Source organism: Bacillus sp. YH3-2-B2 (assembly GCF_053663335.1).
In genome coordinates this window covers 259,584-271,474 of sequence record NZ_JBSJQE010000005.1, presented here as the reverse complement: position 1 = coordinate 271,474, position 11,891 = coordinate 259,584, and the positions used below count along the sequence as shown (strand labels likewise).

General features: G+C 46.4%; 14 protein-coding genes, 2 tRNA genes and 2 rRNA genes. 15 read left to right on the top strand and 3 right to left on the bottom strand.

Annotated features, from left to right (window positions below; translation table 11 throughout):
• From ACWJJX_RS18030 to tsaD, 9 genes are all read left to right on the top strand, one after another.
• Positions 1–132 (top strand): 23S ribosomal RNA (locus ACWJJX_RS18030); the annotation flags it as partial.
• A gap of 50 nt (positions 133–182) precedes the next feature.
• A 5S ribosomal RNA gene (gene rrf, locus ACWJJX_RS18025) occupies positions 183–298 on the top strand.
• 19 nt (positions 299–317) lie between these two features.
• A tRNA-Met gene (locus ACWJJX_RS18020) sits at positions 318–394 on the top strand.
• Between the two features lie 10 nt (positions 395–404).
• Positions 405–481 (top strand) — tRNA-Asp (locus tag ACWJJX_RS18015).
• A 182-nt stretch (positions 482–663) separates the two neighbouring features.
• Positions 664–1,641: a thiamine-phosphate kinase gene (gene thiL / locus ACWJJX_RS18010; protein ID WP_077721878.1), complete on the top strand. Its 978-nt coding sequence runs from the start codon at positions 664–666 to the stop codon at positions 1,639–1,641.
• A gap of 15 nt (positions 1,642–1,656) precedes the next feature.
• Positions 1,657–2,133, top strand: coding sequence for a tRNA (adenosine(37)-N6)-threonylcarbamoyltransferase complex ATPase subunit type 1 TsaE (gene tsaE / locus ACWJJX_RS18005; RefSeq protein WP_070081450.1), 477 nt, complete (start codon positions 1,657–1,659; stop codon positions 2,131–2,133).
• The gene (tsaB, locus tag ACWJJX_RS18000; protein WP_070081451.1) at positions 2,114–2,803 is read left to right on the top strand and encodes a tRNA (adenosine(37)-N6)-threonylcarbamoyltransferase complex dimerization subunit type 1 TsaB; all 690 of its coding nucleotides are present in this window, start codon (positions 2,114–2,116) and stop codon (positions 2,801–2,803) included. Before tsaE ends, tsaB begins: the two co-directional genes overlap by 20 nt.
• A gap of 10 nt (positions 2,804–2,813) precedes the next feature.
• Entirely contained in the window at positions 2,814–3,269 is a 456-nt protein-coding gene (gene rimI, locus ACWJJX_RS17995) for a ribosomal protein S18-alanine N-acetyltransferase (RefSeq protein ID WP_003155993.1), read from the top strand.
• Positions 3,262–4,302, top strand: coding sequence for a tRNA (adenosine(37)-N6)-threonylcarbamoyltransferase complex transferase subunit TsaD (tsaD, locus tag ACWJJX_RS17990; RefSeq protein ID WP_014304467.1), 1,041 nt, complete (start codon positions 3,262–3,264; stop codon positions 4,300–4,302). Before rimI ends, tsaD begins: the two co-directional genes overlap by 8 nt.
• A 224-nt stretch (positions 4,303–4,526) precedes the next feature.
• Here tsaD and abc-f read toward each other — a convergent pair whose 3' ends face one another.
• Positions 4,527–6,455, bottom strand: coding sequence for a ribosomal protection-like ABC-F family protein (abc-f, locus tag ACWJJX_RS17985; protein WP_454023178.1), 1,929 nt, complete (start codon positions 6,453–6,455; stop codon positions 4,527–4,529).
• Between the two features lie 139 nt (positions 6,456–6,594).
• On the opposite strand from abc-f, the gene moaC reads away from it, so the two are divergent.
• From moaC to tatC, 4 genes are read left to right on the top strand one after another with little or no spacing between them, the layout of a single operon-like run.
• Positions 6,595–7,107 (top strand): cyclic pyranopterin monophosphate synthase MoaC, encoded by a 513-nt coding sequence (moaC, locus tag ACWJJX_RS17980; RefSeq protein ID WP_003155986.1) that lies wholly within the window; start codon positions 6,595–6,597, stop codon positions 7,105–7,107.
• Positions 7,104–7,751 (top strand): redox-sensing transcriptional repressor Rex, encoded by a 648-nt coding sequence (locus ACWJJX_RS17975; protein ID WP_013351182.1) that lies wholly within the window; start codon positions 7,104–7,106, stop codon positions 7,749–7,751. The genes moaC and ACWJJX_RS17975 overlap by 4 nt, the downstream gene beginning before the upstream one ends.
• 18 nt (positions 7,752–7,769) lie before the next feature.
• Positions 7,770–7,940, top strand: coding sequence for a twin-arginine translocase TatA/TatE family subunit (locus ACWJJX_RS17970; protein ID WP_003155981.1), 171 nt, complete (start codon positions 7,770–7,772; stop codon positions 7,938–7,940).
• A 6-nt stretch (positions 7,941–7,946) separates the two neighbouring features.
• Positions 7,947–8,705: a twin-arginine translocase subunit TatC gene (tatC, locus tag ACWJJX_RS17965; RefSeq protein WP_088005343.1), complete on the top strand. Its 759-nt coding sequence runs from the start codon at positions 7,947–7,949 to the stop codon at positions 8,703–8,705.
• A 40-nt stretch (positions 8,706–8,745) separates the two neighbouring features.
• On the opposite strand, the gene ACWJJX_RS17960 is transcribed toward tatC, so the two are convergent.
• Together ACWJJX_RS17960 and ACWJJX_RS17955 are read right to left on the bottom strand one after the other, a co-directional pair.
• The gene (locus tag ACWJJX_RS17960; protein WP_003155975.1) at positions 8,746–8,937 is read right to left on the bottom strand and encodes a YdiK family protein; all 192 of its coding nucleotides are present in this window, start codon (positions 8,935–8,937) and stop codon (positions 8,746–8,748) included.
• Positions 8,934–9,668, bottom strand: coding sequence for a CPBP family intramembrane glutamic endopeptidase (locus tag ACWJJX_RS17955; protein ID WP_015416945.1), 735 nt, complete (start codon positions 9,666–9,668; stop codon positions 8,934–8,936). Before ACWJJX_RS17955 ends, ACWJJX_RS17960 begins: the two co-directional genes overlap by 4 nt.
• Positions 9,669–9,904: 236 nt before the next feature.
• On the opposite strand from ACWJJX_RS17955, the gene groES reads away from it, so the two are divergent.
• Together groES and groL are read left to right on the top strand one after the other, a co-directional pair.
• On the top strand, positions 9,905–10,189 hold the full coding sequence (groES, locus tag ACWJJX_RS17950) for a co-chaperone GroES (protein WP_003155970.1): 285 nt from the start codon (positions 9,905–9,907) through the stop codon (positions 10,187–10,189).
• 41 nt (positions 10,190–10,230) lie between these two features.
• On the top strand, positions 10,231–11,865 hold the full coding sequence (gene groL / locus ACWJJX_RS17945; RefSeq protein WP_003155941.1) for a chaperonin GroEL: 1,635 nt from the start codon (positions 10,231–10,233) through the stop codon (positions 11,863–11,865).
• The last annotated feature ends 26 nt before the right edge of the window (positions 11,866–11,891 follow it).

The following is an 11,891-nucleotide window of genomic DNA, read 5'->3' as shown; positions in this document are numbered from 1 at the left end:
CCCCCTCAAGATGAGATTTCCCATTCCGCAAGGAAGTAAGATCCCTGAAAGATGATCAGGTTGATAGGTCTGAGGTGGAAGTGTGGCGACACATGGAGCTGACAGATACTAATCGATCGAGGACTTAACCAATTTGAATGTATGCTTACTGTTATCTAGTTTTGAGAGAACACTCTCAATGGTTTGGTGGCGATAGCGAAGAGGTCACACCCGTTCCCATGCCGAACACGGAAGTTAAGCTCTTCAGCGCCGATGGTAGTCGGGGGTTTCCCCCTGTGAGAGTAGGACGCCGCCAAGCTTTTCTAAAATTTTATCATCGCGGGGTGGAGCAGTTCGGTAGCTCGTCGGGCTCATAACCCGAAGGTCGCAGGTTCAAATCCTGCCCCCGCAACCAAAAATTAAATGGTCCGGTAGTTCAGTTGGTTAGAATGCCTGCCTGTCACGCAGGAGGTCGCGGGTTCGAGTCCCGTCCGGACCGCCATTTTTATTGTAAACGAAACGATCATGTTTTCGTTTTTTTTGTGTTTTCTTTTAAATGCTGGCAGCTTGGTATCTAACCAAGCTTTCTTTTATATCGTTAAAGTCTTGGATATTGAAACATAATCCGATACACTAGAAAGAGCTGTATTTCACAAGAGCGTCAGAAAGGGAGACGGGAGATATATGGATGAGTTTGAGTTGATTCACAGTATTACGCCGCATTCGCATTATCATCCTTCCGTCGATGTAGGGATTGGTGATGATGGTGCGGTTTATACAGCGTCACCCCATATGCAGCAAATTGTCTGCCTTGATACAATGGTGGAGAATGTCCATTTTAAATTAGAGTATTCCTCTCCTCATGATATCGGTTATAAGGCGCTTGCTGTTAACATTAGTGACGTTGCGGCGATGGGAGGCATTCCGAAGTTTTATTTGGTGTCTCTAGCGGTTCCTTCTTGCTGGCAGAAAGCTGACGTCCAGGCAATGTATGAAGGGATGGCGGAACTGGCGAAACTATATCAAATGGATTTGATCGGGGGAGATACCGTCTCCGCTTCCGGTCAAGCCGTAATTACCGTTACTGTCATCGGTGAAGTTGAGAAGGATTGCGCTTGTCTGCGAAGCTCGGCAAGACCCGGAGATGTTGTGTTTGTTACGGGGGATATCGGCTCGTCCGCAGCAGGACTGTCTCTTTTGTTGGGAGAAACACTTCCTTCTGCTTTTCACACGAGTGATTATTTTATCCGAAAACATAAACGGCCCGTTCCGAGAGTTCAAGTCGGCCGCTTCTGCTCTCAGCTTCAGCGCGCGGCTCTGAATGATATCAGTGACGGATTGGCCAGTGAGCTGCATGAAATAGCTGCGGCAAGTTCAGTTACGATAGAAATTGAAGAACAACTTCTGCCGGTGCATCGGGATTTGCCTGAGGCAGATTCTGAATGGAAGAAATGGGTGTTATTCGGCGGTGAAGATTTTGAATTGGTTGGAACGGTTTCTCAGCAAGAGTGGACCTCTCTGCTTGATTACTGCTCTCAGTCAGACATTCCGATAGCGAAGATAGGGGCGGTGTCTGAACGGAAGGAAGCATGTGTTCTTTTGACAGCCAATGATCAGAGACAAATCGTCCTTGAGAAAAAAGGATACAATCATTTTAAATAAGACGGGTGACTCACTTTGAAGACATTACAATGGAGAACGAAAAACCCCGAAGAAACGAAAGCCGTAGCCAAGCTTGCCGCTTCTTTGGCAAAGCCGGGAGACATTTTGACACTGGAAGGCGACTTAGGCGCGGGAAAAACGACTTTTACAAAGGGTTTTGCCGAAGGACTGGGAATCACGAGAGTGGTAAACAGCCCGACTTTTACAATTATAAAAGAATACCATGACGGTTCGATTCCTCTATATCATATGGATGTGTATCGTATGGAGGATGAAAGCGAAGACTTAGGGCTTGAAGAATATTTTGAGGGACAAGGCGTCTGTTTAATTGAATGGGCTCATTTAATTCAGGATCAGCTGCCTGCTGAACGGCTGCAGATCGTCATCAAGAGAGCCGGTGATGAGGCAAGGGACATTACCTTTACGGCTTTCGGAACACGGTATGAAACGCTTTGTGAGGAGATAAATAAACATGACAATACTGGCAATTGATACGTCAAATTACACGCTGGGTGCCGCGCTCGTTCGAGAGAAAACGGTGATGGCGGAGTATATTACATATTTAAAAAAGAATCATTCCGTGCGGGCGATGCCTGCTGTCAATTCATTGCTGAAGGATTGCGGCCTGACACCGCAGGACCTTACGAAAATAGCGGTGGCGAAAGGACCGGGATCGTACACAGGTGTCAGAATCGGTGTGACGCTGGCAAAAACATTGGCATGGTCGCTGAAGCTTCCGGTTTCCGCTGTCTCGAGCCTGGAGGTGCTGGCGGCTAACGGACGGCACTTTCAAGGACTGATCTGCCCGTTATTTGATGCCCGGCGCGGACAGGTATATACGGGACTTTATGAATATCAGGACGGCCGATTACAATCCGTTCTTCCTGATCAGAATGTCCTTTTGACTGATTGGCTCGGCATGCTGAAAGAAAAAGCGTCTCCGGTTTTATTTTTAGGGCACGATACAGCCATTCATGAAGAAACCATTCTGCATGAAATGACATCTCAAGCAGTGATAGGAACGGCTGCACAGCATAATCCGCGGCCGTCAGAGCTGGCGTTTTTAGGCTTGGAAAAAGAAGAAACGGATGTCCACAGCCTTGTTCCGGATTATTTGCGTCTGGCAGAGGCTGAAGCGAAATGGATGGAATCTCAAAAATAGGGTGATAGGGATGAAAACGAAAACGGCGATTCGAAGCATGCGGCCGGAAGATATTGATCAAATTTATGAAATTGAAACAGCATCCTTTACTTCTCCATGGACGAAGGATTCATTTTATCATGAGCTTTTGGAAAATCCGTATGCCCACTACCTTGTCATTGAAAAGGACGGCTGTCTGGCGGGGTATTGCGGAATCTGGATTATTATAGATGACGCGCAGATTACGAACATAGCCATTAAGCCGGAATATCGGGGCCAATCGTTGGGAGAAGCGCTGTTTCGCTCTGCGATAGAATTGTGCAGAGAAAAAAAGGCAAGAAGGCTCTCTCTCGAAGTCAGGGTCTCAAATCATCCCGCCCAATCCTTATATAAGAAATTCGGTCTTCAGGCCGGAGGAATCAGAAAACAATACTATACAGATAACGGGGAAGACGCGTTATTAATGTGGGTGACATTACATGAGTGAAAAACAAGATATTTATGTATTAGGAATCGAAACAAGCTGTGATGAAACTGCGGCCTCAGTCGTGAAAAACGGAAAAGACATCATTTCAAACGTTGTCGCTTCTCAAATTGAAAGTCATAAACGTTTCGGCGGAGTCGTGCCTGAAATAGCGTCCAGACATCATGTGGAGCAGATTACCCTTGTGATTGAGGAAGCTCTTTCAAAGGCGGAGATGGGCTTTGATGATCTTGATGCGATTGCCGTAACGGAAGGACCCGGACTTGTCGGAGCCCTGTTAATCGGGGTCAATGCGGCAAAGGCGTTAAGCTTTGCCCATCAAATACCGTTAGTCGGCGTCCATCACATTGCGGGCCATATCTATGCAAACAGGCTGATAGGAGAGCTTCAGTTCCCGGCGCTTGCTTTGGTTGTGTCAGGCGGACATACGGAATTGGTTTATATGAAAGAGCACGGTTCATTCGAGGTTATCGGTGAAACGCTGGATGATGCCGCAGGCGAAGCTTACGACAAAGTGGCAAGAACGATGGGGCTTCCCTATCCGGGAGGGCCGCAGATTGATAAGCTAGCTGCTGCGGGAACGGATTCCATTCCGCTTCCGCGTGCGTGGCTGGAAGAAGGGTCTTACAATTTCAGCTTCAGCGGCCTGAAATCAGCCGTGATTAACACGCTTCATAACGCCTCGCAAAAAAATGAGGTGATTCCTCCGGAGGATCTTGCCGCAAGCTTTCAGCAGAGTGTCATTGATGTACTGACGGCAAAAACCTCTAAGGCCGCGAAAGAATACGGGGTTAAACAAGTGCTGCTTGCAGGGGGCGTAGCCGCTAACAAAGGGCTGAGAGCCGCACTGCAGCGGGAATTCAGCCATTCAGGAGATCCCGAGCTTGTCATCCCGCCGCTTTCTTTATGCACGGACAATGCAGCGATGATTGCGGCTGCCGGAACCGTTGCTTTTGAAAAGGGGATCCGGGGCTCGTACGATATGAACGGACAGCCCGGTTTGGAATTAACATCCTTTGATCGTCTCACGTTGTAAAACGTGAGGCTTTTTTTTTACTTATTAACAGATAATTCTAACATATCCACAGGATTGTGAATATATTCAGAAATCCAGTCTGGATAAGGGACTGTAAGTTGTTAGTAAAGTGGATAAAGTCAGAAAATTTTGTGGATAGTGTGTATAAAGCGCTTACTTAAATGGCTGACAAGGAGGATAGCTGTGGATAAAAAAGCACCCCTTAAAGAGGTGCTTGACTTTTTCTATTCTTCTGAGGAGAGTTCCTCCCATTCTGCTAATAAGTTTTCGAGCTCTTGATTCAGGGCTTCATTCTCCGCGTGAATGGTCTGTACTTTTTCATGATCCTGATACACGTCAGGGTCGCACAGCAGCTCCTCATTGGCACTGATTTTCTCTTCGGCGGATGAGACGGCCGCTTCGATTTCTTCAATGCGTCTCAGGCGCTGCCGTTCTTTCTTCTTCCATTCTTTTTCTTCCTCGTAAGTTCTTTTCGTATCCTGTTTGACCTTGCCGGCAGGCTGAGCCTGCTCCTTTTCCTGCCGCTTCATTTCTTCCAGTTCCAGCTGCTGTGCTTTTTTCTCGGTGTAATAGTCATAGTCTCCCAAATATTCTTCTGCATGATCAGGTGACAGCTCCAGCACTCTTGTGGCGATCCTGTTAATAAAGTAGCGGTCATGCGATACAAATAACAGTGTTCCCGGGTAGTCGATCAGGGCGTTTTCCAGCACCTCTTTACTGTCCAGGTCAAGGTGGTTTGTCGGCTCATCAAGGATGAGAAAGTTTGCTTTTTGAAGCATCAGCTTGGCAAGCGCGACTCTTGCTTTCTCCCCGCCGCTTAACGAACGGACCGGTTTCAGGACATCGTCTCCGCTGAACAGAAAGTTGCCGAGGCATGTTCTGATTTCTTTTTCCGGCATGTCCGGATATTCATCCCACAGCTCGTCCAGCACGCGTTTGGACGATGTCAGTTCAGCCTGCTCCTGATCGTAATAGCCGATTGTGACATTGGAACCGTACGTGATCGACCCGGATTCCGGACTGATCGTGTTCATAATCGTTTTCAGCAAGGTTGATTTGCCGATTCCGTTCGGTCCGACGAGGGCGGCGCTTTCGCCTCTTGTAATGCCGAAGGTCAGGTTTTTCAAGAGCGGCGGCTGGCCGTCATAGCTGATGGAAACATCCTGTACGCGCAGGACGTCGTTTCCGCTCTGTTTTGTAATGTCAAAACGGAAGGCGGCGGATTTCTCATCCCCGAGCGGCTTGGCCATGACGTCCATCCGTTCAAGCTGTTTTCGTCTGCTTTGGGCTCTTTTCGTTGTAGAAGCTCTGGCCAGATTGCGGTCGACAAAATCTTGAAGCTTGGCGATTTCGTCCTGCTGTTTTTCATACAGCTTCAGGTCTTTCTCATACTGCTCGGCTTTTTGTTCTAAATAGGCGCTGTAGTTGCCGAGGTATTTTTTGCTTTCTGTCCGGGAGACCTCGTACACTTGGCTGACGACTTTATCAAGAAAGTATCTGTCGTGGGAAACGATCAGGATTGCGCCTGAATATCCCTGTAAATAATGCTCAAGCCATGTAAGCGTATCGATGTCGAGATGGTTCGTCGGTTCATCCAGAATAAGCAGATCAGGCTGGGTCAGCAGCAGTTTTCCGAGCGCAAGCCTTGTTTTCTGACCGCCGCTCAGGCTTTGCACTTTCACGGAATCGTCAAATTTTCCGAAGCCGAGTCCGTGAAGGATAGATCGGACGTCCGCTTCATATTGATAGCCGCCTTTATCCTTGAAATCCTGCTGAAGCCTGTCATAGGTTTTCATCAGCGTCTCAAGCTCCGCCGGGGCGGCCGTGGCCATCTTTTCTTCAATAGAGCGCATCTCTTTTTCCATTGCTTTCAGGAAATCAAAAACGCTCAGCAGTTCTTCTTTTATGGTAAGCTGGGATTCCAAGCCAGTGTGCTGGACAAGATATCCCATCGTTAATTCTTTCGGTTTGATTAATTCACCCTTTTCATATGAAAGGTGACCTGCGATAATTTTAAGGAGAGTTGATTTGCCGGCTCCGTTTCTGCCTACTATGGCGATGCGATCCCGAGATCTGACTTCAAGCTTTATATTGTTTAAAATAGGATCAGCGCCAAAAGATTTGGATAGCTGATTAATTTGTAAGATCATCATATTATTTCACCTCTGTTATAATAAGTTAAGTGTAGCTTATCAACCTGCTGTCAGCAAACAATACATCAGAATTGGAACATTATAGGATAAGACATCAGGGAGAAAATAGTGTATGATCAGAAGTAAGGAGAGTTTAAATATGAATGGATTTTCTCATTTTAATGAAGAAGGCCGTGCCCGCATGGTGGATATAAGCGATAAATCTTCAACAGTCCGTACTGCCGCTGCGATATCCAGCGTACACATGAAGCATGACGTGTACAGCAGAATCAAAAACCGCGAGATCGGAAAAGGAGACGTGCTGGCTGTCGCACAGGTGGCAGGAATTATGGCCGCAAAGCAGACGTCAGCGATTATTCCGATGTGCCACCCGCTTTCTTTAAGCAGCGTCGACATTTCATTCGGCTGGGAGGAAAAGGATTCCGAAGCCGTTCTTCATATACAGGCAAGCGTAAAAACGAAAGGGAGTACAGGTGTGGAAATGGAAGCGCTAACTTCCGCTTCAGTCTGCGCTTTGACCGTGTATGACATGTGCAAGGCGCTGGATAAAGGAATGGTCATCGGCCCGACCTGCCTCATGGAAAAAACAGGAGGCAAAAACGGTGATTTTAAAAGAGATGCATCTGAGTATAAAGTGGAGGACCAATCATGAACAAGGATCAATCAAAAATTCCACAGGCGACGGCAAAAAGGCTGCCGCTTTATTATCGCTTTTTAAAGAATTTACACGCCTCAGGAAAGCAGCGCGTTTCATCAGCTGAACTGAGCGACGCGGTAAAAGTCGATTCGGCCACGATCCGCCGGGATTTTTCCTATTTCGGGGCGCTCGGCAAAAAAGGATACGGCTATAATGTGGATTACCTGCTGTCATTTTTCAGAAAAACACTGGATCAGGATGAAACGACGAACGTCATTTTGATCGGTGTCGGGAATTTAGGGACGGCGTTTCTTCACTATAATTTCACAAAAAATAATAACACAAAAATATCTATGGCTTTTGATGTAAATCAGAGTAAAATAGGAACTGAGGTAGGCGGTGTGCCTGTCTTTGATCTTGATGATTTAGAGCTTCACATAAAGGATGAACCCGTGGCGATTCTTACCGTTCCGGCGGTTGCCGCCCAGTCAATCACCGACCGGCTCGTGGCGCTCGGAATCAAGGGAATCCTTAACTTTACGCCGGCCCGTTTGAATGTGCCGGATCACATTCGAATTCATCATATAGATTTAGCTGTAGAGCTTCAATCATTGGTTTATTTCTTGAAGCATTATTCTGTTTTGGAAGAAATTGAATAGCGAAAGGAGGAGCTGCACATGATCGGTCCTGGAAGCCTGGCGGTTATCGGTGTGGTGGCGGTAATTATTTTCGGTCCGAAGAAGCTTCCCGAATTAGGAAAAGCGGCGGGGGACACGCTTCGTGAATTTAAGAACGCTACTAAGGGATTAGCCGGTGAAGAAGAGGAAAAAAAGAAAGAAGAACAGTAAGATAGGATGACGCGTATGAGAGTGAATCAAATGACGCTTGTGGAGCATATTGCCGAACTTCGGAAACGATTGCTGATTGTGGCGTTATCCTTTACGGTTTTCTTTATTGCCGGCTTTTTTCTGGCAAAACCTATCATTGTGTATCTTCAAAAAGCCGATGAAGTAAAAGAGCTCACCCTTAATGCTTTTAACCTGACGGATCCGCTGTTTATCTTTTTGCAGTTCGCGTTTATCATCGGCATCATTTTGACTTCGCCGATTATTCTCTATCAGATTTGGGCGTTTGTCAGCCCGGGTCTGTATGAGAAGGAGCGCAAAGTAACACTCAGCTATATTCCGATTTCGATCGTGCTGTTTGTCGGCGGTGTGTCGTTTTCTTATTATATTTTATTTCCGCTGGTCGTTGATTTTATGAAGCGGGTCTCGAATGACCTGGATGTCAACCAGGTGATCGGGATCACCGAATACTTTCATTTTCTGCTGCAGCTGACGATTCCGTTCGGGCTGCTGTTTCAGATGCCGGTGCTGATCATGTTTTTAACGAGACTCGGTGTTATCACGCCGATGTTTTTATCGAAGATCAGGAAGTACGCATATTTTGTGCTGCTCGTGATCGCCGCGATGATTGCGCCGCCTGAGCTGCTGTCTCACTTGATGATTACCATTCCGCTTTGCATTTTATACGAAATCAGTATCCTGATTTCAAAAGCGGCGTATCGGAAAAGGCAGACCGGCAGTGAATCTGACCAGGACGTATCAGCATAAAAAAGCCATTTCTCAATGATGAGAAATGGCTTTTCTTTTATTATTTTTGATTTTTCTTCACTTTAAATGAGAAGGCGAACATTTTAAACGAGATGCTGATATTATAAGCGGCGAAAACCATCAGCAGTATGGAATAAAAAGACCACATGCTTCCCGGAGAGCTTGCGGCCAAATACGTAAAGATACAGCCGACTGCGAAATAAATCAAGCCCCAAGTCATTGGGTTCCTCATACAAACAATCCTCCAATAATTAATTGCATTTGCTCACTATGCTGTTCAATATATTTTTGGGCGGGGCCGAGCTGCATGACCACGACAATGGTATTCATCATGACATGGGCGAATATCGGCACAATAATCCGTTTCGTCTGCACATACAAGAACGCAAAGGTAAAGCCCATGGCCGTATACAGCAGCAGGTGCGTGAGGTCTTGATGCACAATGCCGAAAATGACGGAACTGATCAGTCCGGCGATAAAGAAATTCGTTTTTTCATATAATACACCGAAGATGATCTTCCGGAAAATGATTTCTTCAAGAATCGGCCCGACGATAGAAGAAACGATAATCATGAGCGGCATGGCTTTAATAATGTTGAGAATGGCTTTCGTGTTTTCGGAACCGCTGTCCACGTGAAAGACATACTGCTCAATCATCCCGGCGATTCCCTGAGAAAATAAAGCGAGCCATATTCCCGCGACCGCCCAGAGAACGGACATTCCGGCGGATGCTTTCTTCCCGTTTCTTAATGTCTGCTTCGGCGCGGTTCTCAATATCAAGAGAACGATAATCAGGCAGATAAAAAAGCTTACGACGGAATAAATCCCCTGAGCCATGGTGAGATTCGCATTCGTAGGGTGCCCGCCCGCATAGCCGAATTTGTACATTAAAGGAATGCCGATCAAGGCGGAAAGCTGCATGATAACATATGTCAAAATGATATACCAATACTGTTTTCTCAAATGATATGTACTCCTTTATCCTATAAAATCAACTTATTTGTTCTTATTGTAACACAAGTGAACTTGACGTGAAAAAAGGAGAAAATCAGTGCGAGAGAGAATCATGTAAGCGTGAAAATTTTTTATTCTTATGACTTGAAATTGGAAGTGAGATTCTTTATTATAATAACTGTGTTAGCACTCTTTAGAGCTGAGTGCTAAAATTACATATTCATACTATTGAGGAGGTTATTACATTGTTAAAGCCATTAGGTGATCGCGTTGTCATTGAACTCGTAGAATCTGAAGAAAAAACTGCCAGCGGAATCGTATTACCGGATTCTGCAAAAGAAAAGCCGCAAGAAGGCAAAATCGTGGCAGCCGGTTCAGGTCGCGTGTTGGAAAGCGGAGAGCGCGTTGCTTTAGAAGTAAAAGAGGGCGACCGCATTATCTTCTCAAAATACGCCGGTACTGAAGTGAAATACGAAGGTACTGAATACTTAATCTTACGTGAAAGCGACATTTTAGCTGTAATCGGCTAAGCAAATAAATATTTTTAAAAATTCGAGGAGGTTTCGTTAACATGGCAAAAGATATTAAGTTTAGTGAAGAAGCACGCCGCGCTATGCTTCGCGGTGTCGATGCGCTTGCTGACGCTGTAAAAGTAACTTTAGGGCCAAAAGGACGCAACGTGGTTCTGGAGAAAAAATTCGGTTCTCCGTTAATTACTAATGACGGTGTGACAATCGCAAAAGAAATTGAACTTGAAGACGCGTTTGAAAACATGGGTGCGAAGCTTGTAGCTGAAGTAGCCAGCAAAACAAACGACGTTGCCGGTGACGGTACAACAACTGCAACAGTTCTTGCGCAGGCTATGATCCGTGAAGGCCTGAAAAACGTAACTGCGGGGGCTAACCCTGTCGGCGTACGTAAAGGTATGGAACAAGCCGTAACTGTTGCAATCGAAAACTTAAAAGAAATTTCTAAGCCGATCGAAGGCAAAGAGTCTATCGCTCAGGTTGCTGCGATCTCTGCTGCTGATGAGGAAGTCGGAAGCCTTATCGCTGAAGCAATGGAGCGCGTAGGAAACGACGGCGTCATCACAATCGAAGAGTCTAAAGGCTTCACAACTGAGCTTGAAGTTGTGGAAGGTATGCAATTCGACCGCGGATATGCGTCTCCTTACATGGTAACTGACTCTGATAAGATGGAAGCGGTTCTTGACAATCCTTACATCTTAATCACAGACAAAAAAATCACAAACATTCAAGAAATCCTTCCTGTGCTTGAGCAAGTTGTACAGCAAGGCAAACCGTTGCTTCTGATCGCTGAAGATGTTGAAGGTGAAGCTCTTGCTACACTCGTTGTCAACAAACTTCGCGGCACATTCAACGCTGTTGCCGTTAAAGCTCCTGGCTTCGGTGACCGCCGTAAAGCAATGCTTGAAGACATCTCTGTTCTTACAGGCGGAGAAGTAATCACAGAAGACTTAGGCCTTGACCTGAAATCTACTGAAATCGGACAATTGGGACGCGCTTCTAAAGTTGTGGTAACGAAAGAAAACACAACAATCGTAGAAGGCGCCGGCGACACTGAAAAAATCGCTGCACGCGTCAACCAAATCCGCGCTCAAGTGGAAGAAACAACTTCTGAATTCGACAGAGAAAAATTACAAGAGCGTCTTGCGAAACTTGCCGGCGGCGTAGCTGTCATCAAAGTCGGCGCTGCGACTGAAACTGAGCTGAAAGAGCGTAAACTTCGCATCGAAGACGCCCTCAACTCAACTCGCGCAGCTGTTGAAGAAGGAATCGTATCTGGCGGTGGTACAGCGCTTGTCAATGTATACAACAAAGTCGCTGCAGTGGAAGCTGAAGGCGATGCGCAAACAGGTATCAACATCGTGCTTCGCGCGCTTGAAGAGCCGATCCGTCAAATCGCACACAATGCAGGCCTTGAAGGTTCTGTCATCGTTGAGCGCCTGAAAAACGAAAAAATCGGTGTAGGCTTCAACGCTGCAACCGGCGAATGGGTAAACATGATCGAAAAAGGTATCGTTGACCCGACAAAAGTGACACGTTCTGCTCTGCAAAACGCAGCTTCTGTAGCAGCAATGCTCTTAACAACTGAAGCCGTTGTCGCTGACAAACCGGAAGAAAACGCCGGCGGCGCAGGAATGCCTGACATGGGCGGCATGGGCGGTATGGGCGGAATGATGTAAACATGCTCCCTGAATTCCATTAAAAG